Source organism: Actinokineospora sp. HUAS TT18, assembly GCF_051364635.1.
Lineage (GTDB): Bacteria > Actinomycetota > Actinomycetes > Mycobacteriales > Pseudonocardiaceae > Actinokineospora.
Genome location: NZ_CP195645.1, coordinates 6,342,884 through 6,365,515, shown reverse-complemented (window position 1 = coordinate 6,365,515; position 22,632 = coordinate 6,342,884). Strand labels below are relative to the sequence as shown.

Sequence of the window (22,632 nt, the reverse complement as noted above, 5' to 3'; positions counted from 1 at the left end):
CGTCCAACGGGCGTAGCCACTCCCCGAATTCCCCCAGAAGGATCAACCGTGCACTACACGCCGAAACCGCAGCGCCGCCGCCGCGGCCTGCTGATCGCCGTATGCGTCGCGGTCGCCGCCGTCGCGGTCGTGGTGGCCCTGCCGACCTGGCGGGACCCCGCCTCGGTCGCGATCGTCGACTCCCCGTCGGACGGCGCCCGGTCGGACACCGAATCGAGCATCACCCCGGACCCGGCCAGGTCGGCGTCGGCGACGGTCGCCGACGCGGGCGCGGCCTCGACCGCGCCGACCACCACGGTCACCACGACCACGGCGGCGCCCCCACCGCCGCCGCCCACGACGACCACCACCAAGCCGAAGCCGACGACCACCAAGCCCAAGCCCGCGCCGGTCCCGGCGGGCACGGACCCGGCTGAGTCGGAGGTGCTGACGATCGTCAACGCCGAGCGGTCGAAGGCGGGCTGCGGTCCCCTGCGCTGGCACGACACGCTCGCGCTGGCCGCGCGCAAGCACAGCGCGGACATGGCCGCGAACAACTACTTCGACCACGAGTCGCTCGACGGCCGCTCCCCCTTCGACCGGATGAAGGCCGAGGGATACGCCAAGGGCGGCGGCGAGAACATCGCCGCGGGACAGTCCACGCCCAAGTCGGTCATGGAGTCGTGGATGAACAGCCCCGGCCACCGCGCCAACATCCTGAACTGCGACTTCAAGGAGCTGGGCGTCGGCATGGCCAAGGGCGGCAGCTACCGGATCTACTGGACCCAAGCCTTCGGCTACGCGTGACGCCGAAGGTAATCCGCCACGTTCAGGTGGCCTGAGTGCTCGGCCCACCCCTGCGGTGTCGCCCCGAATCCCGTGTCCCGGCGGGTCGGGTCGGCGCCGAGGTCGAGCAGCAGCCGCACCAGCGGCAGGTCACCGGCGAACGCGGCCTGGTGCAAGGCGGTCTCGCGGACGGAAGCGTTCACGTCGAAACCTGCGTCGACGAGCAACCGGACCGAGACCGCCTTGCCTAGCTCCGCGGCGTCCACGACCGCGGCGGGCCTGCGCTCCCGCGCCGCCCTGACGACCTCCGGCGCGGTCGCGGCCACGGCGGCGGCGTCACCAAGCATCGCCGCGGCGAGGAACTGGTCGACGTCGTCGAGGTCCACCGGCCGGGCGCCCGCGGCGCGCAGCAGTTCCGCGATCTCGGACTCCCCCGCCCGGATCGCCAGCTCGTAGGGGGAACGGCCGTGGTGCAGCGGGTGTCCGCGGAACCCGGACTCGGGCGCGACCCCGTTGGCGAGCAGCAGCTCGACCCGATCACGCCGGCCGTGGCCCGCCGCCCAGAGAAGAACGTCGTGGAGCATCTGCTCCGGCGTCGCCTGCTTGGCGCCCAGCCTGGCCTTCCACGGACCGCCGTCGCCGCGGCCGAGGCCGAACTCGAACAGCAGCCGCAGGTGGCCGTCGTCGGTGCCGAACATGCGGTTGTAGAGGGCTTGGCCGTCGTTGGGGTCGGCGCCCGCTTCGAGCAGCAGCCGGGCCAGCGGCTCCTCGGCCTGGTGGCGCGGCTCGTTGACCGCGTCCTCCCCTTCGCCGAACGCGCCGGTCAGCGCGGTGAAGGGTGGGCAGAGGCCCTCCCACAGATAGCCCGCGTTCGGGTCGGCGCCCGCGTCGAGCAGCAGCCGGGCGACGGCGACCGGGTCGCCGCCGGGCAACCGGGAGTAAGAGAGGTAGAGCAGTGGCTCCCAGTCGAAAGGGCCGCCCTGTTCCTGTGCCGCGCCCGGATGATCGGCCAGCCAGGCGCGCGCGGCGTCGACGTCGCCCACAGCGGCGATGGTGTTCAGGTTGGTGGTCGCCAGACCAGGGTCGGCCGCCAGCAGTGCCCGCGCGTGGTCGAGGCGGTGCGGGCCGTCGCCGCCATAGACAAGGCACGCGTGGGCGAGGAACTCGTCGGCGACACTGTCGAACTCGGTGACCTGGTGCGGCGAGCGGGCGAACGTCATGACTCCGCCACCCGCAACAGCGTGTTCATGCCTGCCGCGTCGAGCACCCGCGACACCGCGGGCGACGGGTCGACCAGCCGCATCCACCCGCCACCGGCCTCCAGCCGACGCTGCGCCGCCATGAGCGCGTTGACGCCCGCGCACCCGAAGAACTCGGCGTCGGACAGGTCGATGATCAGCCCCGGTTTGCGATGGCGCTGCTCGGCGACCGCGCCGAGCAGGAACCGCTCCAGGATGCCCGCGGCCACGAAGTCGACCTCACCGCCGATGGCGACCAGGACGACACCGGCCGCGGGCGGGTCCTCCAGCCGAAGGTCCACACACGCTCCCCAGGCAGCCGTTCCCCGAATGGGAAGGTTACCTGCCAGCCAGCCACCGCACGACCCGCGCGGATCGTCTGACGTCCTACAGCCACCTTCCTGTAGGACGTCAGACAAGTAGGTTGGTCAGCCGAAGCGGCCGTGCACGTAGTCGGAGGTGCGCTGGTCCTGCGGCGACCCGAAGATCTTCTCCGTCGGCCCCGCCTCCACGATCACCCCGGGCGTGCCCTGCTCGGCGAGGAAGAACGCACACTGCTGCGACACCCGCGCCGCCTGCTGCATGTTGTGCGTGACGATCACGATCGTCACCTCGTGCGACAACTCCGCGATGGTCTGCTCGATCCGCCGCGTCGAAGTCGGGTCCAGCGCCGAACACGGCTCGTCCATCAGCAGGATCTTCGGCTTGACCGCCAGCGACCGCGCGATGCACAGCCGCTGCTGCTGCCCACCCGACAGCGCCCCGCCGGGCTGGCGCAGCCGGTCACGCACCTCGTTCCACAAACCTGCCTTGGCCAGACACAGTTCGACCAGGTCGTCGCGGTCGGACCGCGCCACCTTGGTCCCGGTGAGCTTCAGGCCCGCGACCACGTTGTCGTAGATCGACATGGCCGGGAACGGGTTCGGCTTCTGGAACACCATCCCGATCTGCTTGCGCGCGTCGGTCAGCTTGCGCCCCGGGTCGTAGATGTCGGCCCCGGACAGCAGCACCTCACCCGCCAGGGTCGCCCCCGGAATCAGCTCGTGCATCCGGTTCAGCGTCCGCAGGAACGTCGACTTGCCACACCCGGACGGCCCGATCAGCGCCGTCACCGTCCCCGCGGGCATCACCAGCGACACCCGGTCAAGCACCTTGCGCTCCCCGAACCACGCCGAGATCGACCGGGCATCGAGCTCGGCGAGGCCCGCCTCCGCCGCGGGCATGAACTGCTGGGTCACGGTCATCGTCATCTCTCCTTGCGTCACAGCAGATTCGGCAGCAGGGCGGCGGCCTGGTCGGCCAGGGTCAGACCGACGGTGCCGATCACGGGCACGCCGATCACCCAGGCGTGCCAGCGGCCGACCCGCTTGCGCACGTAGACCACGAGAACGGCGACCACGGCCAGGACAAGGCACCACAGCGCGACCGGCACCAGCGCGCCGCTGTCGCCCGCCATGAGCCGCTCGCTGTCGGGCACGGCGAAGGCGGGCACGGTCCCGGAGCTGCTCTGGACCTCCGAGCTGAGCCGCGCGTCGACCCGCAGCACGTCGTTGGGCAGGAAGTACTCGCCGTCCGCGGTGGCGAGCACGAGCCTGCCCTGGCCTGCGGCGACCTGCCGGTCAGGATCGTTGGCACGGCGGATTCCCTGCACCACATACCGGTGTTCGCCCTGGCCGGTGGTGACGATGACCAGGTCGCCGGGGGCGAGCCGGTCGAGGAGGCTGAACGGTCCGCCGTAGGCGGCGCGGCGGCCCAGGATCACGCTGGTCCCGGCCTGGCCGGGCAGCGGGGTGTTGCGCAGGTGGCCTGGGCCGGACTTCAGCGCCCGCGACGAGGTGCCCTCACCGACGACCTCGCGCAGCCGCAGCCGCGGGATCTCCAGGATCGCGACAGGCGTGCCGGGGTCCAGCAGCCTGCCCTCTTGGGTGACCGGCGAGACCGGCGCGGTCGCGTTGGCCAGCTCGTGCCGGAACTCGGTGTAGGCGCGGTCCTGGTCGCGTTCGTGCTTGATCGCGCCGATCAGCGCCAACTGCGCGACGAAGCACAGCAGCACCGCGCCGAGGATCGCGAGCATCTGCCCGGCGAGCAGCAGCCCGGGGGTCTCCTTGTGCCGCGGCGGCGCGGGCAGCGGCACCGGCCGGGCGGTCTCCTCGATCACCGTCACCCTTGTGGTCCTTCCGTAGGACACCGGTGTGCGCCGGGGCGGGTTTCCCGCCCCGGCGCACGTCGGCGACTGTCAGCTGTCGGCCCTGGTCAGACCGGGCACGGCGGCCCGGCGCCTGCGGGTGACGATCACCGCGAACACACCGGCGGCGACCAGCGCGGCGCCGACGAGCAGGCTGAGTCCGATCGACGCGCCCGTGTTGGCCAGGCCGTCGTCGTCGGAGTCGGTGCCGCCCGCCGCGGCCGGGGTGGTCGTGGTGGTGTCGGTCGTGGTGGTGGTGTCGGTCGTGGTGGTCGCACCGGTGGTCGACTCGGTCGTGGTGGACGACGAGCCGGTCGTGGTGGTGGTCGAGGTGGGCGTCGTGGTGCCGCCGTCGCCCTTCACCTTCCAGTGGGTGGCGTCGGTGAACTCGATGTCGAGGTCGAAGTAGCCGACGCTCTCGTCCTCGAGCGCGATGTGGCAGGACAGCACGAGGGTGTACTCGCCCACGGGCATCGCGGCCAGGTTCGCGTCCGCCGCGATGTCCTTGAAGGTGAGGCTCTGGGTCGCGGTGAACGGCCCGGTGTGCGAGAGGCCGACGTCGCTGCCCGCCACCAGGAGCAGGCCGTCCTCGAAGACGCCCGCGCCGAAGATGCTGCCGACGTAGGAGTCAGCGGTCTCGGGGCAACCGGTCTGCGTGGTGTAGATCAGCGCGTCGGTGTCCAGGCCCGCGGTCTTGGTCGGGGTGAGCTTGCCCAGGCGCGGCAGCCCCGGCTCGGTGGTCGTCGTCGGCGCGACCGTGGTGGTCGTGGTGGTGGTCGTCGGCTCCACCGTCGTGGTGGTCGTGGTGGGCTCGACCGTGGTGGTTGTCGTCGTGGTTGTCGTCGTGGTCGTCGTGGTCGGATCCACGGTCGTCGTGGTCGGATCCACGGTCGTGGTCGTCGGATCCACCGTCGTCGTGGTCGGATCCACGGTCGTCGTGGTCGGATCCACGGTCGTGGTCGTCGGATCCACCGTCGTCGTGGTCGGATCCACGGTCGTTGTCGTCGGATCCACCGTGGTCGTCGTCGGATCCACGGTCGTGGTCGTCGTCGGCTCGGTGGTCGTCGTCGTGGTCGTGGTGGTCGGCTGCGGCGTCGTGGTGGTCGTCGTCGGCTCGGCCGGGTCGGTCAGCTGCCAGTGCGTGGCGTCGGTGAAGTAGAAGTTCCGGGTGAACGTGCCCTTGGTGACGTCCTCCAGCTGGTCCTTGCAGCTGACCATCACCGTGTAGGTGCCCGCGCTGATCGTGGTGCTGTTGTCGACCGCGATGTCCTTGAACGTCAGCGTCTGGGTCACCGAGAACGGGTTGGACGAGGAGAAGTTGACGTCGGTGACGGTGGTGCCGACGAGTCCGGTCTCGAACTTGCCGGGACCGAACACCCGCAGGTCGTAGCCGTTGGAGTCCTCGGTGCACGGTGCCGAGGTCTCGTAGCTCGGCGCGTCGATGTCGGAGCCGGTGCTCTTGTTGACCGACAGGGTGCCGAGGGTGCCGACCGGCGGGGCGGCCGCGGAGATCCCCGCCGCGAGGATCACCCCGGCCGTCGCGGTGGTGAGGACCGCCGCGCCTGCCGCGATCAGATGGCGCTTACGCATGGAACATTTCCTCCAATGTGGTGAGCAGCGGCCGGTTTCGGCGTCACTCGGATGCGGAATCGGGGGTCTGGGCGTTGGGGCGCTTGCGGATCGACGAGACGCCGAACGCCACGGCGATCAGCGCGAGCACACCGCCCGCGATGTAGAGGAACGTCCGCCCGCCTCCGCCCGACGATGACGCCTGGCTGGCGGCCGGAGCGGTCGACGCGGGCGCGGCCTGCTGGTCGGCGGCGGGTGGGGCGGCCTGGCCGGGCTGATCGGGTTGCGGCTGACCTGGCGCGGGCAGGCCCTGGTCCTGGTCCGGCGGGATCACCGGGTTGGTCGCGCGCTGCGGTCCCTTGGACTTGCCCTGCGCGACGTACTTGGTCGGCTCCGGGAAGTCGACGGTCGCGGTGAACTCGCCGAAACTCTGCTGGGTGAACATGTCCACGCACCGCAGCGTGATCACGTAGGCGCCCTGCAGCGTGGTGTTGTTGTCCGCGGCGACGTCCTTGAACGTGAGGCCGAGGTGCACCTCGAAGCCCTCGTTGAAGGACAGGCCCACATCGGAGGTCGCCACTACGTTGACCTCGTCGAGGCCCTTGCCCTTCATCGTGGCCACGTAGCCGGTGGCCGGGCGCGGGCAGCCCTTCTCCGTGGTGAGGCGCACGGGCACCGCGTCGACGCTCGCCCCGGGAGTCACGACGAGCACGCCCACCGGCGCGGCCGACGCCGAGCCCGGCACCCCGATCAGCGTGGCCAGCGCGAACAGCGCGCACACGAAGCCGTTACGCCACAGCATTCTCGACCTCCGGCAGCGGCTGCGGCTCGACCGGCCCGGGCCGGGAGCGCTTGCGCTTGCGGCGCCAGAGCAGGAACAGCACCAGCAGCAGCACGACCGCGAGGATGATCACGAGCAGCCACGGCACGGCGATGACGGTGACGCTCGCGTCGACCGCTTCGGCCTGCGGCTGCGGACCGGGCGGGGCGACGGGGTCGATGTGCACGAGGCTGTCGAGCCAGCCCGCCGGGATCACGCCCTTGACCGTCGTGGTGATCCTGACGGCGTTGTTCGGCAGCAGCTCCGGCAGGTCGGCGAGGTTCTCGGCGCTGGTCCCGGAGCCCCAGGGGGTCTCGACGGTGACCTTCTGCTTGCCACCGAGGCGGACGTTGCCGACGTTGCGCACGGTGTAGGTGACCGTGGTCTCGCCGGAGCCGAACAGCGAAGCGCGGTACTTGGACTCCAGGTCCTCGATCGCCAGCTTCGGCTTGAGGTCACCGGAGATGCGCAGGTAGAACCGGGAGCCGACGCGCTGCTCGACGGCCACGCGCTGGCCGTCGCTGCCGGTGGCCTCGGTGACGAGCGCGGCCACCACACCACCGGCGTGGTCGCCCGGGGTGGCGTCCGCCGGGATGGTGATGGAGAACGGCACGATCTTGGTCGTGCGGCCCGGAACCTCGACCGACTCCACGGCGATCTTGGCCCACGCCCCGACATCGGTGGGCTTGCGGCCCGCGTCGAGCAGGTCGTAGCCGCCGTCGGGGGTGTTGAACGCGTCGCTGGCGTAGATCTTGAGCGTCAGCGGGTCGTTGGAGATGTTCGCGACCGCGAGGTGGTCCTTGATCACCGCGCCGGGGGTCGCGCTGTAGCTGAAGTTCGGCCGGTTGTCCGGCTTCTCCGCGGTGGCGGGCCGCACACCGAAGGTGGCGGGCCCCTTGCCCTGCTGCGCTGGCGCGGCGGGCGCCGACGGCGCGGGCTGGGCGGCGTGCGCCGACGTCGGGAACACTCCGACGGCGAGCGCGGCCAACAGACCGGAGAGCACCGTGTGGCGCCAGATCCGCTTCATGATCAGTCCTTAGTGGAGCTTTGGGGTATACGGGGCGTGAGGGTGGACCGGGATGCCTGGTCCCGGTCCACCCTCACTGGCGTGAGCTAGCTATCCCGAATGGATCAGATAGCGGTGAGGGTCAGCCGCGCCGTGTAGGTGCCCGCCACGGTGGAGGTGGGCACGTTCAGGGCCAGGTCCGCGGTGAGGTTCGCGGTGCCGTTGCCGCCGAGGGCGGCCGCGGTGGCCAGGACGCGGGCCGAGGCCAGACCGAAACCGGCCGGGGCGGTGGCGCCCGGGACGATCGCGTTGGCCGGGGCGACGACCGCGCCCGCGGTGATGTTCTGGACCGGGGACTTGTCGACGATCTTCGGGGTCCAGCCCAGGTTGGCACCGTTGATGGCGTTGGCGCCGTTGACGAAGTCGGTCACCTGGCCGGAGACGTTCCAGCCCGGGTTGCCCGCGCGGGTGTCGGTGACCTTGATCGGGTTGAGCGAGCCCGCGGTGGTGAGCAGCGAGCCGTCGGCGGCCATGACCGGCGAGGGCAGGACCACGTTCTGGTTCGCGACCGAGATCGTCAGCTCACCGGCGAGGACGGTGGTGGTGATGTCCTCGTAGGTGCTGACACCCGCGAACGCGGTGACGTTGAGGGCGACGGCAGCCGAGGTCGAGGGCTCGTAGGCGGCCGGGTTGGTGGCCACGAAGCGCGCGGTGAAGTTGTGCGCGCCGACCGCGAGGGACGCGGTGCTGTAGGTGGCCGAGCCACCCGCGACGGCGACCGGGCTGCCGATGGCGTTGGCGCCATCGAAGAACTGCACCGAACCCGCGGCGGCGGCCGGGGCGACCGTGGCGGCGAGGGTGACGGTGCTGAACTGCTCGGCGGTGCCGCTCGGGGTGACCGCGAGGGCGGTGGTGGTGACGACCGCGGCCGGGGCGTTGACCTGGTAGGACAGCGCCGACGAGGTCGAACCGTTGTGCGTGGCGCTGCCCAGGTACTCGGCGGTCAGCGAACGCGCGCCCTGGACGAGGGCCGAGGTGGTGAGGGTGGCGACACCGTTGTTCACCGCGACGGGGGCACCGAGGGCGGTGGCACCGTCACGGAACTGGACCTGGCCGGTGGCGGCCGGGGAGACCGTCGCGGTCAGGGTCACCGGGGTGCCCTCGGCCACGGGGGCGGCCGGGGACGCGGCGATGGCGGTGGTGGTGTTGGTCTTGTTCGCCACCACGGTCCACGCGGTCGCGCTGGAGAAGTTCAGGTCGACGGTGAAGCCGCCCTTCTCCGCGGCCGCGAGCTGGTCGAGGCAGTTGACCGCGACGGTGTAGACGCCGGGGACGATGGTGGTGCTGTTGTCGACCGCGACGTCCTTGAACGACAGCGTCTGCACCACGGAGAACGCGCTCGAGGTGGAGAAGTTGACGTCGGTCACGGTGGTGGCGACGAGGCCGTTGGCGAAGGCGCCGGGGCCGTAGACGCGCACCTCGTAGCCGTCGGAGTCGGTGGGGCAGCCCGCGGCGGTGGTGTAGGCGGGGGCGTCGATGTCGGTGCCCGCGGTCTTGCTCGGGGTCAGGTCGCCCAGCTTGACGGCCGGGCCCGCGGCGGCGGCGATGCCCGCGGCGCCGATGGTGGCCGCGGCGGCGGCAGCGAACGCGACGGCGAAGCCGACGGCGCGACGCATGGTGTTTCCTCGCACGGTTGTGCAGACCTTTCGTGAAGGGATCAGCAAGTGAGAGAGGTCGCGCTCAGGTGAGCGCGGCTCGGCCTAGCGGCTCGAACTACGGGGTGACCGCGACGCCACAGTTGGCGGCGACACCGAAGCCGTAGCGGGTGATGACGTCGGTCTTGGTGCAGATCTGCGAGGTCGGGCCGTCGAAGACGGTCTTGTAGGGCTCGAGACCGATCTTGTCGGCGGGCACCACGTTGTAGACGTCGCGCTTCAGCGAGGAGGCGGTGTTCAGGTTGCTCGGCTGGATGTTGTCGAGCACGCCCAGCACGGCCTTGCCCTGCGCGGCGGGCGCCTGGCCGTAGATCTGCGAGTTGTAGACGGCGATCGAGTAGGGCAGCAGGTGCTTGACGTCGGTCAGGTAGGTGCCGACGTGCTCCTGGATGCCTTCACCCGCGGCGTCCTTGTCGCTGACGCACGGGTACTGGCCGCCGGGGCCGAACAGCGTGGCCGAGTCGACCGTGCCCGCGGGCATGACCGTGCGGACGAAGAACTGGCGGGTGCCCGAGCCGAACTGCGGGGCCAGCGGCTTGAAGGTGGTGCTGGCGCAGGTGTAGATCGACGTGAGGTTCGCCTTGGTCAGCTTCTTCGGCACGGTGCTGTCGCCACGCACGGCGTAGGTCAGCGCGTCGACCGCGAACGGGATGTACTTGAGGGTCGGGTTCGCCGTCGCGTTGTTCGACGAGGAACGCGCCCACTGGACGCAGCCGTTGCCCGAGGCGATGTCGGCCTTGAGCGCGTTGACGCCCGGGGTCGAGCCCTCGGGGCGCGCGATGGTGCAGTTCGGGTTGGTGGCGGCGTCCTTGGTGGTGATGGTCGCCGAGCCGCGGGCGTCGTAGGAGCCCATGACCTTGACACCGTTGACCGTGATGGCGTCGGACAGACCGTTCATGACGGTCTGAGTGGTGTCGGAGCCGGTGCCGACGAGCTCGCGGTAGGTCGGCGCGCCGGTCGGGTCGGCCTGCGCCGAGCCCGACGCCATGGCCAGCGCCGCGAGGGCGGCCGAGGCCGCGATGAGCATACGCTTCTTGCTCACTGCATGTATCCTTTTCTACGCAGTATGTGCACTGGACTGTTGTCCGGGCACGTATCCGGTGCGGTCAGAGCAAGGTCCACACACCGTGGTGCGGTTGACTGGCCGGTTCGTGGCGGGAGCGGCAACTCCTGTCACGGGCCGGTCGGGCGCACCACCCCCTCATCTGCGGTTGTCCGTCCGAGACACCGTGTGGCAAATATGTTTCGGCCGTACATTGGGAAGTATCGTCGCGAAGTTTTCCGCGCAGGCAATGCGAAGTGACCAATGGGCGAACAGCCAGTTCGCAACGAACTGTCTATTTTGGATGATCGAACCGAAACCCATTCGACCGTCACCGCGCGGTCCATATCGGACACGCGGGGACACTGAATGCTGAAAGCGCGCCGAGAAGTCCGGGCTCGTCATCTTGATTCGCCAGTCGGTCAAGGGCGTGGTCCGATCGTCCGAGCGCCGAGGCGCATCAGCAGCGGGCCCGCACCGGTCGCCAGGCCGCCCAGCACAAGCAGACCGGCGAGCAGGTACCTGATCTCCCAGCTGATCGGCAGCGACGGCGTGTTGCGCACCGCGCGCGCCGGGGTCGCCTCCGCCGACGGCGGGACGGCGGCGGGCGGCGCCGGTGCCGGGGCGGGCGCACCGGGCGCCGGTGCCGGGGCAGGCGGCTGGCCGTCGCCGGTCGCCCCGCCGGACGAGCCGTCTGAGCCGCTCTCGCCGGACGACTCGCCCGACGCGGTCTCCGACGGCTTGGGAGCCGCGAGCTTCTTGCCCGCGTCCCGTTCGATGGTGGCCGCCGCGTCGCTCGCCGCGCGGGTCATCGCCGACGGCAGCGGGAGGTAGCCCGATGGCAGCGTGCCGACTCCGTCGCCGGGGACCTGGCCCTGGCCGGTCGCGTAGCGCAGGAACGTGGCGTAGTCCTTGCCCGAGGCCGCGTCCATGGTGGCCGGAGCGGCCACGGCGTAGGTGACCAGCGGCAGCGGGTAGGCGTTGCGCGCCGAGACCGAGGGGTTGGTGAGCAGCACGCCGGGCACCTTGGACTCGATCATCCCGTCGACGCCCGCCTGCACCGCGCCGTTGTCCTTCGGTGAGACGAACTCGCCCGCGGCGTTGCGCAGCTTCGCCACCGGCAGCCCGTAGCGGTCGGCGGTGGGGCTGTCGACGATGGCGATCAGCGCGCGGGCACCGACCCGGGTCCGCTCGTTCTTCTTGTAGAGCGGCTTGCTCGGGTCGTTCGGGTCGGGCTCGGGCTGCGGCTCACGCTGCAGGCTGTCGCCGCGGCTGGCCGCGCGGGCGGCCTGGTGCAGGTCGGCGGCCATGCCGCGGGAGTTCAGCGTGCACTTGGGGAACGTCCCGGAACCGCCGCCGAGTTCGACGATGATGCAGGAGCTGTCCGCCCTGGCGAAGAAGTCGATCGGCAGCCGCATGTTGGTGTAGTTCTTGTTGACGACCATGTTGTACGGGTCCGGCTTGCCGTCGAGGAAGTCGCGCGCCTCCCGGTCCTGGTTGATCCAGGTCCACATCGCCTCGGTCGCGTCGGAGTCCACCGACGTCAGCAGCGGCTCCACGGTGTGCATGGAGAACCCGTAGTCCTTGAAAACAGGGTTCAGGGCAAGGAATTCCTGGTCCTCGACGAGCCTGCGCGGGTTCTTCGACAGGTAAGTCTCTTTGGTGTAAACGGCTCCGCTGTAGGACTGGGTCAGCAGCTTGGCCATCAGCCGGGGCGTCAGTTTCAGCTCGGTGATGATCTGGCCGTTCTGTCGCACCACCTCGGGCGGCGCCGAGATCGAGGCCTGCCGCTCCATGATGAACGCGACCACATAGCTCGACACCGCTGTCGGCGCGTAGACCAGTTTTCGGTCCGGGGGCACCAATGCCGGATCCAGCGGCTTGGAGGTGAACACCAGGCCCGGTTCGGGCGAGGCCAGCTGGTCGCGGGCGAGGCGGTCGGGGACCTGCGCGTAGCCGAAGACCGGACCGTTGCCCGAGCAGAGCGCGGGCTGCCACCGGATGACGGCGTCGGCGAGCAGTTCGCTGCCCGACAGCGCGCGCTCGTTCGCGCCGATCGGGCACGCGTCGCCGACCATCAGGAAGTCCAGCTTCACCGTGAGCTTGTGCTCGAAGTTGGACTTGCTCAGCGGCGACGAGTCGAGGTAATTGTGCAGGTGACCGCCCGGGCCCGCGACCTTGCCGGTGACCTCGATGTCGTCGCGCGGGACGATCACCAGCCAGCAGTGCCGCGGCTTGCCCTTGTCCGGCCCCTCGGTGCGCGGCTTGCCGCAGCCGAGGCCGTGCGACTCCAGTCCGGTGAGGACCTCGAAGTCGAGTTCGCCGGTCCCGCCCTCCTGGGTGGGCGCGACCGAGATCTCGTTGGTGTTCTGCGAGTCGAAGAACTGGTCGTAGTCGGGCACCGTCGTGCTCGTGGTCTTGCCGGTGACCGAGCGGAACGGCACGATCGAGTACGGCGCGCCCGGCGGCGTCACCACTTCCTTCGGGTCCTTCACCGACTCGTGGTAGGACAGCGTCCGGCTCTCGATCTGCTCGCCGAAGTAGTCGATCACCGGGGCGCCGTACTGGCACTGTTCGCGATCCGGCCCGGTGGGGTTGTCACCCCAGCACTGCATGATCTGCAGGAAGTTCTTGCCAGGCGGGTTGTCGGTTGGCGCGGCGCCCTTCCACGACAGGTGGATCGTCTGGTTGATCAGGTCCTTGGTCTGGCTGACCGTGACCTCCAGCGAGGAGAACCGGCCGGAGCCCTTCACCGTCACCGCGGACGACCCCGCGCGCGGTGCGGGCTCGGCGGCGGCAGGGGTCGCGGTCGGCAGGGCGGTGAGCCCGACCCCGGTCGCGACCATGGCCACCGCCAGCACCAGTCGGGCCGCTGAGCGCAGGCTGGTTCGGAAATTCGAGCGGGTCATGCCTGGCCTCCGCGCCGGTTCAGCAGCCGGGCCACCAGCGGTGGGCCGACCACGAGAGCGAGCAGCAACACCACCGCGACGACGATCAGCAGCACGTTGTCGTCGGCGGGCAGATCGACCGACACCGGCACCGCCGACGCGCTCTGCGCCGACCGGTTGACCGGGTCGCCGTTCTCATCGACGGCGCCTTCCGCGCCGCCTTCACCACCCGCGGCCTCCCCCGCGGGGGCCGCCGCACCCGGCGCGGCGGCCCCCGGCGCCGCGGCACCCGTGCCTCCAGCGCCCGCGCCCCCGGCGGTCCGGCCGCCCGCGCCACCGGTCGACTTGGTCGACTGGGTGGCGCCGCCGGTGCCCTCCTCGCACTGCGCGGGCCCGCCCCTGCGGTCGCATTCCTTGGGCTGGGGCGCGTTCTTGGCCAGCGTGTTGGTGCCGTCGGTGGAGAACGTCGGGTTGTTGCACTTCTTGATGTCGAGCGAGTGCGCCTGCACGCCGGGGATCCGGCCGACCTGGGTCATCCCGGCCTGCACCAGGTTGATCGGCAGCGGGGAGAACCCGAGCCTGCCCGCCTGCTGCTGCCCCTCACACAGGAAGTAGTAGGCGAAGGCGCCGAGTGTCTTGCCCTTGTCGGTGGTGAAGCGCTGGTTGGTCTGCGTCGGCAGGATCATGTAGCTGTAGCTGGAAAGCGGGTAGGTGCGCTTGTCCACATCGGTGTAGACCTTGCTGAGTTCCTGCGTCAGGTCCGCACGGATCTCGGCCTTCAGCAGCGCGACCGCGACCGCCTCCGGGGTGGGCGCGACGTAGTAGCCCGCCTGGTTCAGCAGCTTCGCCACCGGGAAGCCCGCCGCCTTGGCGTAGGAGTACTCGACGTAGGTGATGGCACCCTCGGCCTGGTCCTGCCGCACGTAGTTGGACACGCCGATCGACTTGTCCTGGGCGACGACGGGGTCGACCACCGGGTAGTTCGAGGTGAACCCGCACGGGGTGGCTCGGCCCGCCTTGCGGCAGAAGGCGTCCCAGACGCCGCCGTGCTGACTGGCCAGCCAGGTGGTGAACTGCGCCGTGCTGCCCGAGCCGTCGCTGCGCACCACCGGCACGATCTTGCGCGCGGGCAGCGTCAGACCGGGGTTCTCCGCCTTGATCGCCGGGTCCGCCCAGCTGGTGATGACGCCGGTGAAGATCTTGGCGACGAGTTCGCCGGACAGCCGCAGGTTGGTGACCCGCTGGCCGCCGATCTTGAGGTTGTACATCAGGGACGTGCCACCGGCCACGATCGGCATGTAGGCGTAGGTGCCCTCGGGCGGGCCGTAGTCGACCACCCCGGCGTCCTTGAGGCCGTAGGGGATCTCGGAGACGGCGAAGTCGACCTGGTTGACCTTGAACTGGTTGCGGCCGGTCGTCGACCCGGTGTCGGAGTAGGTGATCCGCATGCCGTACTGCAGGACGTTCTTGCGCCACTGGTCGAGCGCGTTGAAGCTCCAGGACGACCCGGATCCGCTGATCGGCACGTAGTCCTCGGCCGCGGCGGTGGGGGCGAAGCCGACCGTCACCGAGAACAGCACGGTGAGCACCGCCATCAGCCCGACCGCGCGGCCGTGCCGCCGTGGCCGGAGGGGCAGGTGGTCGCGGACGGTCATGACTCTCCTCGATGCGTTTCAGACCAGACGTTTTCGCGGTGTTGAGCGCGTTGGCGCAGCTTCGCGGTGTACCGCGCTTGATCGCGGGCAGATGCCCGCAGGCGGCGGCGCTGCTGACCAGCCGACAGGTTGCCCGCGGGCCTGCCGCCGATGACACGGGCGAGGACGAAAAGAATGAGCACCAGCACCATGAGCACCGCCGCGGCGCCGAACCCGCGCTGCTGCATGGTGCCCTCGGAGTTCTTGACCATGCTGAACGTCGCCAAGGGAAGCGACACCTGCGGACCGCTGAACGGGTTGGCGTTGAAGAACGGGGTGAGCCCCGCGGTGATCAGTACCGGCGAGGTCTCCCCGATGCCGCGCGCGGTCGCCAGCAGCACACTGGTGGTCAGGCCGGAGCGGGCCGTGGGAAGCACGACGTGCCACGCTGTGCGCAGTTGGCCCGCGCCCATGGCATAGGACGCCTCTTTCAGCGAACTGGGCACCATGCGGACCACGACATCGGCGGCCCTGATCATGATCGGCAGCATCATCACGCTGATCGCGCAGCCCGCGGCGAACCCGGACCGCTCGACGCCGACGACCAGGATCAGCGACGCGTAGATGAACAGGCCCGCGACGATCGACGGCAGCGCGGTCATCGCCTCGACGACGGTGCGCACGGTTCGGGTGAACGTGCCGCGGGTCTCGTTGAGGAACACCGCGCAGGTCAGTCCGAGCGGGACGGTGATGATCAGCGCGATGCTGATCTGCTCCAGGGTCCCGATCGCGGCGTGCAGGACACCGCCGAGTTCCAGCGGGTCGGCGGGCCCCGCCTGGGACATGTCCTCGGTGTAGAAGTTCCACCGCAGCAGCGCGGACCAGCCCGCCCAGAACGGGTACACCACGATCACCAGCAGCGCGCCGAGCGCCAGGGCCGCGACACTGTGGACGATCGCCGAGACGACCTTGTCGCACACCGCGATCGCCCGGTCCTCAAGGGAGATCAGCAGCGCGTAAAGCCCGATGAAGAGCGGGTAGGCGATGGCGATGAACCCGACGACGCCGGAGAACGGGGCGATCTGGTCGAACAGCAGCCCGGTGAGCGCGATGGCGGCCACCCCGGCGCCGAACGCGGACACCACGTCGGCCCGCGAGCGGGACTTGGTGACCCGGCGTGGCTCCACCCCGGCGGGTGGACGGGCGGCGGTCACCACCGTGCCCGCCGTACTCGCCGGTCGCTGAACCGGCCGCGTCGTCTCCACAGTGGACATCAGTCACTCCCCTGGCCGGAGCGGCTGCGCGCGATCACCGCGGAAGCCGCGAAGTTGACCACGAGGGTCAGGGCGAACAGGCTCAGTCCCGCGGCCATCAGCGCCGAGAGTCCGAAGGGGCTCGCTTCGCCCCACTTGAAGGCGATCAGCGCGGACACCGAGTGGGCGCCCTGTTCGAAGATGTGCGGCTGGATCAGGTACACGGGCGTGATGATCATCGCGACCGCGATGGTCTCGCCGAGCGCGCGGCCCAGGCCCAGCATGGTGCCGCCGATGATCCCGCTGCGCCCGAAGGGCAGCACCACACTGCGGATCACACCCCAGCGAGTGGCGCCCAGCGCGTAGGCCCCCTCCCGTTCCCCTTGCGGCGCCTGGGTGAACGACTCCCGCATCACCGAGCAGATGAACGGCATGACCATGAAGCCGACGACAAGTCCCGCCCAGAACGTCGAGGTGGCATAGACGGTGTTGCTGGCGAGCGGGTTGTCCGGGTCGGAGCCGGACACACTGAACAGGGGGATCCAGCCGAACTGGATGGACAGCCAGCGCGGGATGTCCAGGCCCTCCCACTGCAGCAGGGTCGCGCCGAACAGACCGTAGACGACACTGGGTACCGCGGCCATGAGGTCGATCAGGCTCGTGAGGAAGCCTTTGAGCCTGCGCGGGGCGTACTCGGAGACATACAGCGCCATGCCGAGCGCCATCGGGAACGCGATCGTCAACGCGACCGCGGCGATGAGCAGGGTGCCGATCAGGACCGCGGCGATGCCGAAGTTCACCGAGTCCGGCTCCCACGCCTGGGTGGTGAAGAAATCCCAGCCCACCGCGCCGAACGCTTCCGCGCCGCGGGTGCCCAGGAACAGGCCGACCGTGGCCATCATGGCGAGCACGGCCCCGCCTGCGGTCCGCAGCACGAGCCGGAACACGCGGTCGGACCCCCCTGACGGCCGGATCTTGCGACGCGGCGCGTCGGGGGGCGGCGCACCGCCGACGGAGTCGGGCGCGGTGATCACTTGTGCCATGCGGGGTTACTCCACAAAGGGTGGGCAGAGTTGCGCCGTGAGCAAACCCCGGCGAGTTGGCCGCACCCGGTTGGTGAAATGAACAACGAACGAACGAGCCAATGCGCCGAGGCCGCAATAGACCGGATGGCGGCACGGCAATACCCGGTCAAGAGCATCAGAAATGCACCAGGCGCGGCAGTTCCGAGTTCGGCGACTCGGCGACGAGTTCGAGGAAACTGCGGCACGCATAACTGGCCTGAACGCGCCGGTGGTATCGCCTGCTGGAAACGGCGAGATCCTGGTCGGCGATACGGATGCGCCACGCCCACAACTGCTTCGGGCCCTCGCGGTTGATGATCACCGACGCGGAGGCGAGGCGGTCGCGGAGGTCACGAAGCGCTACGGCACAACTACTTGCGTCGTCGAAGGTGTCCGCGGCCTGACCGATGCTGCGGTTGTTCGCCGAAAGGAATCGCCACGTGACCCCGGTTGCGGCAGATCTGTAGATCTGGAAACGGGCGACGGCCATATTGGGTTTCTCCCATCGTCTGGCGCACCCCGACCGTGCCTTGAAATAGTCATGTTCACGAGTGAACGACAGCGAAATTGAAGGCGTTGCAGAGGTTGCGATCACGCTCACGCCGGACGACCTGCCGAGTAATTCTCACGCTCCGCTGGCGGCCGAATACGGTTAGCAGAGGAAACTATCCGGACGAATTTATGGCGGAAATTAACCAGCCAGGCGGCTGACCGGGAAATACGGCTCAGCTGGCGGGCGCGACCTCGCGCAACACCCGGATCAGTTCGACCGTCGGCAGGCCGCAGAGCGCGGCGAGCGATTCCAGCGCGGCGAGGTCGAGTTCGCGTGCCGCGGCGGCGTGCCTGGCCACCTCGGCGTGCGCCCAGCCGCGCGCGGGTGCCAACTGTGGACGGTCGGCCTCGGCGAGCAGCAGCAGGTCCACGCGCAGCGACGCGGGGTACTGGCTCTGGGCGACCTGGTCGTGCACGCGTTCCAGCAGATCGTGCGGGGAGGCGTCCAGCGCGGCGCACAGTTCGACGAAGCGGACCACGGTGCACGAGCGCGTGCCGGTCTCATAGGACGCGAGCGCCTGCGCGGAGAGTTCCCCGGGCAGCCGCTGCACCAGCTGCGCCCTGGTCCACTTGCGCCGGACCCGCAGCTGCTGCAGTTCACGCCCGAGGGCGCGTTGGTATGCGGCCCCGTCCATCTTCTTTGTCCCATCCGGCTGCCCGTGCCGTCCCCGACAGCAACTCCCGACCCGACGTTCGCGGATGGGGAAACGCTACGCACAATTCCGCCCCGGCAACCCGGACCACGCCTAGTGGTAGCCGATCGAGTGAGGGCAGGCTTACCCGGACGCACACTCCGTAGACACCGGCCGGGTCATTCACTACCGATGAGTAACGCTGGACCGGGAGGGGTCGGCGGCTCATACTCGCTGGGCACAAGGCTCGCGACCCGCATCGAGGCCCGCCGTCACACCCCACGGCGGGGCGGATCGGCCGAGAGTGCGCGCCCCGGGGCATGGTCGTGCCGGACCCGCCCCGGGGCGCTCTCCCGTTCTGGCCCCCGATCAGGTGATGAACACCGGACGTACGCACGGTTGCGACACGGGGGTCGTCACCCGGTTGGAAAGTCACCCAATCGCCTGATCCAGCGACAGCTCGTAACCGATTCTGGCGGCTTCCTGCGCACGGATAGCCGGTACCGATCGTCGTGGGGCACGCGTAGCGTCGATCGACAGGTGCGCACCCGTTCACAAGGCCGGCCCATTCATCCCTGCTAAATGGAGGCCGTTCGTGAGTCGACGTTTCCTGAGCACAACCCTGTCCCTGGCCTGTGCCGCGATCACCACCGCGGCGCTCGCCACCCCGTCCGCCGCCGCGGCGCAGGCGTTAGACGCCACGGCGAGCGCGGACACGCTGGCCACCGCCGAGCAGACCCTGCGAACAAGCCTCGGCGGCGCCTACGCCAACTCGTGGCTGGACACCGCCACGGGCAAGTTCACCGTCGGCGTCACCGACGCCAACCGCGCGGGTGAGGTCCGCGCGGCGGGCGCCGTGGCGAAGGTGGTCAAGCACAGCGCCGCCACCCTGTCGGTCGTCCAGTCCACTCTGGACGCGCGCAAGGCGTCGGTGCCCGACTCGGTCACCGGCTGGTACGTCGACCCCGCGGCCAACCAGGTCGTCGTCTCGGTCCTGCGCGGCGACCCCGCGGGCCTGGCCTGGGCCAAGGCGTCGGGCAACTCCGCGCTGCGCGTCGAGCACGTCACCGAGGCCCCGCGTCCGCTGTGGAACATCATCGGCGGCCAGGCGATCTACTTCGGCAGCGGCCGCTGCTCGGTGGGCTTCAACGCCCGCAACTCCGCGGGCACCCGCTACGTCATCACCGCGGGCCACTGCACCAACCTGGGCGGCACGGTGTCCGGAGTCGGCGGGACGATCGGCCCGGTCGCGGGCTCGTCGTTCCCGACCAACGACTACGGCATCATCCGCGTCTCCAGCTCCACTGCCGTGTCCACCCCGCTGGTCGACCGCTACTCCAGCGGCACGGACGTGACGGTCGCGGGCTCCACGGTGACCCAGGTCGGCGGCACGGTCTGCCGCTCCGGCTCCACCACCGGCTGGCGCTGCGGCACGGTCCAGGCGTTCAACCAGACCGTGAACTACGGCGGCGGCCAGATCGTCTACGGGCTCACCAGGACCAGCGCCTGCGCCCAGCCGGGCGACTCGGGCGGCTCGTTCGTCAGCGCCGTGGTCAGCGGCCGCGTCCAGGCCCAGGGCATGACCTCGGGCGGCTCCGGCAACTGCACCACGGGCGGGACGACGTTCTTCCAGCCCGTCCGCGAGGCCCTGTCGGCGTACGGCTTGACCCTCTACACCGGCTGATCAAGTGGGTACCCGGGGGCGCGCTCCGGCGCGCCCCCGGGCTCAGCGGTGGCGGTGGGCGGCCATCGCCGCGGCGGTGCCGAGGACCAGGACCAGCACGGTCACTCCCCACCGCCGCTTCTTGGCTGTCTTGTCGTTCTTGTCGGCCTGTAGCTGTTCGGCCTTGGGCGGTGGGCCGTAGGGGCGGCGGGTCGCGGGCGGTCGTTGGACCTGCGTCGGGTTCTGTGGCGGTGCGGCCTGCTGGACGGGTCGGATGGCCTGCGCCCGCGGGGGCGGCGGCCGGACCGGGGTCGACGAGCCGGGCACCGGCGGCGGTGGCGGCGGCTTGAGCTGCGTGGCCGAACCCCCGACCGGCGGCAGCAGCGGCACCGGGAACTCGATCGTCAGCGAGCCGCCCGCCGACAGCGGGGGTGGCGGTGTCTGTGTCGCCGAGCCATTCGCGGGAGGTGGCGGAGGCGGGGGCAGTTGCGTGGCCGTCCCGCTCGCGGGCGGCAGCAGGGGAACCTGCTGGGTCGCGCCGCCGCTGCCCGGCAGCGCGGGCCGCGTCCCCGTTCCCGAACCACCCGCGGCATGGGAGGGCACCGCCTGAGTGAGCGAGCCACCGCCCGCCTGCGTCGGTACCGCCTGAGTCAGTGAGCCACCACCGGCCTGCGTCGGCACCAACTGACCAGCCGAACCACCACCAGCCTGCATCGGTACCGCCTGAGTCTGCGAGCCACCACCCGCCTGCGTCGGCACCAACTGACCAGCCGAACCACCACCAGCCTGCATCGGTACCGCCTGAGTCTGCGAGCCACCACCCGCCTGCGTCGGCACCAACTGACCAGCCGAACCACCACCAGCCTGCGTCGGCACCGGTTGGGTCGCCGTTCCGCTCGCCGGGGGCTTGGTCTGCGTCGCCGAGCCGCTGTCGGACGCGGGTGGCCGGGTCTGCGTCACCGATCCGCTCGTCGGCGGCGAAGGCTGCGGACCCGGCGTCATGCAGCCCGTCGCGTCCGCCGAGTCGACCGCGGGCCAGGCCGCGACCTCCCGCACCTCCGCGTCCGCCCGCAGCTCGACCCGGTACAGCCTGCTGCGCTGCGCGGTCCGGTTCCCCGCCGCGTACAGCGCCCCGTCCGGCCCGATCAGCGCCGCCCCATACGCCCGTCCCCCAGGCAGCCGCGGCCCGGGAACCTGCGTCACCGCACCGGAAACCGGGTCGATCCGCACGACCTGCCCGAAGTAGGCCGCGTACGTCGACACCCCGTAGAGCATCCCGTCCCGAACCCCGAAGTCATCGACCGTCCGCGCAAGCTCGGCCGGTCGCAGCTCGACAGTCCGAACGACACTGAGGTACGTCGGCCGCCGCGGGTCGATGTCGATCGAGTACAGGCTCCGCGCGTCGCGGACCACCAGCGTGTCCCCGACGACCGCGCCCGCCTTCGCGTCGACCAGCCCGTCCCACGGCACGTCTCCCCGCACCGGCCCGAGATCCCGGGTGGACCCGGACCCGTCGAACGCCAGCACGTGCGCGCCATCGTGGAACGGACCGGTGAGGCCCCGACTCGCCAGGCCGTACGCGACCGCCGAGCCGGGCACATGCCCGATCGCGTCCACCCGGTACCCGAGCGCGCCGACCCTGTCGATCGTCCCGTCCGACAGCCGCACCCTGGTCAGCACCGACAGGCCGGTGTCGCCGATGTTGTGCACCCGCAGGAAGACGCAGGTCGGCTGCGCCGCCGCGCCGGGGCCGGCGCCCAGCAGCATCCCCGCCGCCCCGAACACGAACACCCCGGCGAGGCTCACCGCGGACGCCAGGCGGCGTCTCATTGCAGCCGTGCCATCACGGACTCGAACGCGTCGGGCTCGACCTTCGCGCCGCCGCTGTACGGGTTCTGCAGCTGGCTCGTGGCGAACAGCAGCAGCGACAGCGTCCCGGCGAGGATCGACACGATCAGGATGTGGGTGCGCGGGCGCGGGCCGCCGAACAGCAGCGGCAGCGCGATCGACATGAAGCTGCCCGCGATCAGCGCGAACCAGACCACCGAGCTGACGCCTTCACTGCCCGCGGCGTTCAACCGCTCCTGCCTGGCCTGGTAGACCTCCCACAGCTTCGCCGCGGCCTCGGTCTGCGGTCGTTCTGCCACTCGTCGGACACCGCCGCCGCGGCGACGGACACGCGCAGCTGATCGAGCTGCCGCCAGCCGTCGTCGCCCGCGTCGCCGTTGCCCTCCCGCATCAGGGGCCACTCTTGGTCGGCCACCGTGCCCGCGTACGAGATCGACAGGTCGCGGACGTCGGTGCGGGTCGGTTCGGGCAGCGCGTCGGCCGCCCACGACGCGGCGACCAGGCTGTCGGCCTCGCGGTAGGAGCCGTCCTCAGCGGCGTTCACCGAGTCGAACAGGGAGATCAGCACGAAGGCCAGCAGCACCGCGTGCAGCCCGCCGACGATGGTGAACACCTGGCCCGCGGCCTCGTTGTTCTCCATGATCCCGTCGGTCTCGCCGATCCGACGGACGAGGTAGGCGACCACGGCGGCGACGGCGGCCGCGCCGAGGACCCAGAAGATGCCCGCGACGTAGATGTTCATCCGCTCAAGCATGCCG

At 70.5% G+C, this 22,632-nt stretch carries 20 protein-coding genes; 2 read left to right on the top strand and 18 right to left on the bottom strand.

The genetic code is table 11. The features are described from left to right. Positions 1–48: 48 nt before the first annotated feature. A complete protein-coding gene (locus ACSHT8_RS29525; RefSeq protein WP_436494476.1) occupies positions 49–786 on the top strand; it encodes a CAP domain-containing protein in 738 nt (245 codons plus the stop codon). Here the strand turns inward: ACSHT8_RS29525 and ACSHT8_RS29520 are convergent. From ACSHT8_RS29520 to ACSHT8_RS29450, 15 genes are all read right to left on the bottom strand, one after another. Next, entirely contained in the window at positions 777–1,985 is a 1,209-nt protein-coding gene (locus ACSHT8_RS29520) for an ankyrin repeat domain-containing protein (RefSeq protein WP_436494474.1), read from the bottom strand. The two genes, ACSHT8_RS29525 and ACSHT8_RS29520, sit on opposite strands and share 10 nt — an antisense overlap. Further along, on the bottom strand, positions 1,982–2,305 hold the full coding sequence (locus ACSHT8_RS29515) for an STAS domain-containing protein (protein WP_436494472.1): 324 nt from the start codon (positions 2,303–2,305) through the stop codon (positions 1,982–1,984). The genes ACSHT8_RS29520 and ACSHT8_RS29515 overlap by 4 nt, the downstream gene beginning before the upstream one ends. A 126-nt stretch (positions 2,306–2,431) precedes the next feature. Further along, positions 2,432–3,247 carry a phosphate ABC transporter ATP-binding protein gene (locus ACSHT8_RS29510; RefSeq protein WP_436494471.1) on the bottom strand — a complete coding sequence of 272 codons (816 nt, stop codon included), beginning with the start codon at positions 3,245–3,247 and terminating at the stop codon, positions 2,432–2,434. 17 nt (positions 3,248–3,264) lie between these two features. Then, complete coding sequence (locus tag ACSHT8_RS29505; RefSeq protein WP_436494469.1) at positions 3,265–4,167, bottom strand: sortase; 903 nt, start codon at positions 4,165–4,167, stop codon at positions 3,265–3,267. 72 nt (positions 4,168–4,239) lie between these two features. Next, positions 4,240–5,778 carry a hypothetical protein gene (locus tag ACSHT8_RS29500; protein ID WP_436494468.1) on the bottom strand — a complete coding sequence of 513 codons (1,539 nt, stop codon included), beginning with the start codon at positions 5,776–5,778 and terminating at the stop codon, positions 4,240–4,242. A 43-nt stretch (positions 5,779–5,821) separates the two neighbouring features. After that, entirely contained in the window at positions 5,822–6,559 is a 738-nt protein-coding gene (locus ACSHT8_RS29495; RefSeq protein WP_436494466.1) for a hypothetical protein, read from the bottom strand. Continuing rightward, the gene (locus ACSHT8_RS29490) at positions 6,546–7,604 is read right to left on the bottom strand and encodes a WxL protein peptidoglycan domain-containing protein (RefSeq protein ID WP_436494464.1); all 1,059 of its coding nucleotides are present in this window, start codon (positions 7,602–7,604) and stop codon (positions 6,546–6,548) included. Before ACSHT8_RS29490 ends, ACSHT8_RS29495 begins: the two co-directional genes overlap by 14 nt. A 104-nt stretch (positions 7,605–7,708) precedes the next feature. Then, a complete protein-coding gene (locus tag ACSHT8_RS29485) occupies positions 7,709–9,259 on the bottom strand; it encodes an Ig-like domain repeat protein (RefSeq protein WP_436494462.1) in 1,551 nt (516 codons plus the stop codon). Between the two features lie 97 nt (positions 9,260–9,356). Then, entirely contained in the window at positions 9,357–10,340 is a 984-nt protein-coding gene (locus ACSHT8_RS29480) for a hypothetical protein (RefSeq protein ID WP_436494460.1), read from the bottom strand. Between the two features lie 422 nt (positions 10,341–10,762). Continuing rightward, entirely contained in the window at positions 10,763–13,249 is a 2,487-nt protein-coding gene (locus ACSHT8_RS29475; protein WP_436494458.1) for a hypothetical protein, read from the bottom strand. Then, complete coding sequence (pstS, locus tag ACSHT8_RS29470) at positions 13,246–14,883, bottom strand: phosphate ABC transporter substrate-binding protein PstS (RefSeq protein WP_436494456.1); 1,638 nt, start codon at positions 14,881–14,883, stop codon at positions 13,246–13,248. Before pstS ends, ACSHT8_RS29475 begins: the two co-directional genes overlap by 4 nt. Continuing rightward, entirely contained in the window at positions 14,880–16,136 is a 1,257-nt protein-coding gene (gene pstA / locus ACSHT8_RS29465) for a phosphate ABC transporter permease PstA (RefSeq protein ID WP_436494454.1), read from the bottom strand. The genes pstS and pstA overlap by 4 nt, the downstream gene beginning before the upstream one ends. Beyond that, complete coding sequence (gene pstC, locus ACSHT8_RS29460; RefSeq protein WP_436494452.1) at positions 16,136–17,158, bottom strand: phosphate ABC transporter permease subunit PstC; 1,023 nt, start codon at positions 17,156–17,158, stop codon at positions 16,136–16,138. Before pstC ends, pstA begins: the two co-directional genes overlap by 1 nt. 157 nt (positions 17,159–17,315) lie before the next feature. Continuing rightward, the gene (locus tag ACSHT8_RS29455; RefSeq protein ID WP_436494450.1) at positions 17,316–17,780 is read right to left on the bottom strand and encodes a hypothetical protein; all 465 of its coding nucleotides are present in this window, start codon (positions 17,778–17,780) and stop codon (positions 17,316–17,318) included. 124 nt (positions 17,781–17,904) lie between these two features. Next, a complete protein-coding gene (locus ACSHT8_RS29450; protein WP_436494448.1) occupies positions 17,905–18,366 on the bottom strand; it encodes a helix-turn-helix domain-containing protein in 462 nt (153 codons plus the stop codon). A 592-nt stretch (positions 18,367–18,958) separates the two neighbouring features. Between ACSHT8_RS29450 and ACSHT8_RS29445 the strand changes: the two genes are divergently transcribed. Beyond that, the gene (locus tag ACSHT8_RS29445) at positions 18,959–20,047 is read left to right on the top strand and encodes a S1 family peptidase (protein ID WP_436494446.1); all 1,089 of its coding nucleotides are present in this window, start codon (positions 18,959–18,961) and stop codon (positions 20,045–20,047) included. A gap of 42 nt (positions 20,048–20,089) precedes the next feature. Here ACSHT8_RS29445 and ACSHT8_RS29440 read toward each other — a convergent pair whose 3' ends face one another. From ACSHT8_RS29440 to ACSHT8_RS29430, 3 genes are read right to left on the bottom strand one after another with little or no spacing between them, the layout of a single operon-like run. Beyond that, a complete protein-coding gene (locus ACSHT8_RS29440; protein WP_436494445.1) occupies positions 20,090–21,856 on the bottom strand; it encodes a DUF6923 family protein in 1,767 nt (588 codons plus the stop codon). Next, positions 21,853–22,173 (bottom strand): hypothetical protein, encoded by a 321-nt coding sequence (locus tag ACSHT8_RS29435; RefSeq protein WP_436494444.1) that lies wholly within the window; start codon positions 22,171–22,173, stop codon positions 21,853–21,855. The genes ACSHT8_RS29440 and ACSHT8_RS29435 overlap by 4 nt, the downstream gene beginning before the upstream one ends. Continuing rightward, positions 22,101–22,616: a hypothetical protein gene (locus ACSHT8_RS29430; protein WP_436494442.1), complete on the bottom strand. Its 516-nt coding sequence runs from the start codon at positions 22,614–22,616 to the stop codon at positions 22,101–22,103. Before ACSHT8_RS29430 ends, ACSHT8_RS29435 begins: the two co-directional genes overlap by 73 nt. Positions 22,617–22,632: the final 16 nt, after the last annotated feature.

Bases quoted from the DNA above. Each gene is read 5' to 3' on its own strand.
- ACSHT8_RS29440 (WP_436494445.1), bottom strand. From the start codon at position 21,856: ATGAGACGCCGCCTGGCGTCCGCGGTGAGCCTCGCCGGGGTGTTCGTG.
- ACSHT8_RS29490 (WP_436494464.1), bottom strand. From the start codon at position 7,604: ATGAAGCGGATCTGGCGCCACACGGTGCTCTCCGGTCTGTTGGCCGCG.
- ACSHT8_RS29485 (WP_436494462.1), bottom strand. From the start codon at position 9,259: ATGCGTCGCGCCGTCGGCTTCGCCGTCGCGTTCGCTGCCGCCGCCGCG.
- pstS (WP_436494456.1), bottom strand. From the start codon at position 14,883: ATGACCGTCCGCGACCACCTGCCCCTCCGGCCACGGCGGCACGGCCGC.
- ACSHT8_RS29495 (WP_436494466.1), bottom strand. From the start codon at position 6,559: ATGCTGTGGCGTAACGGCTTCGTGTGCGCGCTGTTCGCGCTGGCCACG.
- ACSHT8_RS29430 (WP_436494442.1), bottom strand. From the start codon at position 22,616: ATGAACATCTACGTCGCGGGCATCTTCTGGGTCCTCGGCGCGGCCGCC.
- ACSHT8_RS29475 (WP_436494458.1), bottom strand. From the start codon at position 13,249: ATGACCCGCTCGAATTTCCGAACCAGCCTGCGCTCAGCGGCCCGACTG.
- pstC (WP_436494452.1), bottom strand. From the start codon at position 17,158: ATGGCACAAGTGATCACCGCGCCCGACTCCGTCGGCGGTGCGCCGCCC.
- ACSHT8_RS29510 (WP_436494471.1), bottom strand. From the start codon at position 3,247: ATGACCGTGACCCAGCAGTTCATGCCCGCGGCGGAGGCGGGCCTCGCC.
- ACSHT8_RS29450 (WP_436494448.1), bottom strand. From the start codon at position 18,366: ATGGACGGGGCCGCATACCAACGCGCCCTCGGGCGTGAACTGCAGCAG.
- ACSHT8_RS29520 (WP_436494474.1), bottom strand. From the start codon at position 1,985: ATGACGTTCGCCCGCTCGCCGCACCAGGTCACCGAGTTCGACAGTGTC.
- ACSHT8_RS29500 (WP_436494468.1), bottom strand. From the start codon at position 5,778: ATGCGTAAGCGCCATCTGATCGCGGCAGGCGCGGCGGTCCTCACCACC.
- pstA (WP_436494454.1), bottom strand. From the start codon at position 16,136: ATGTCCACTGTGGAGACGACGCGGCCGGTTCAGCGACCGGCGAGTACG.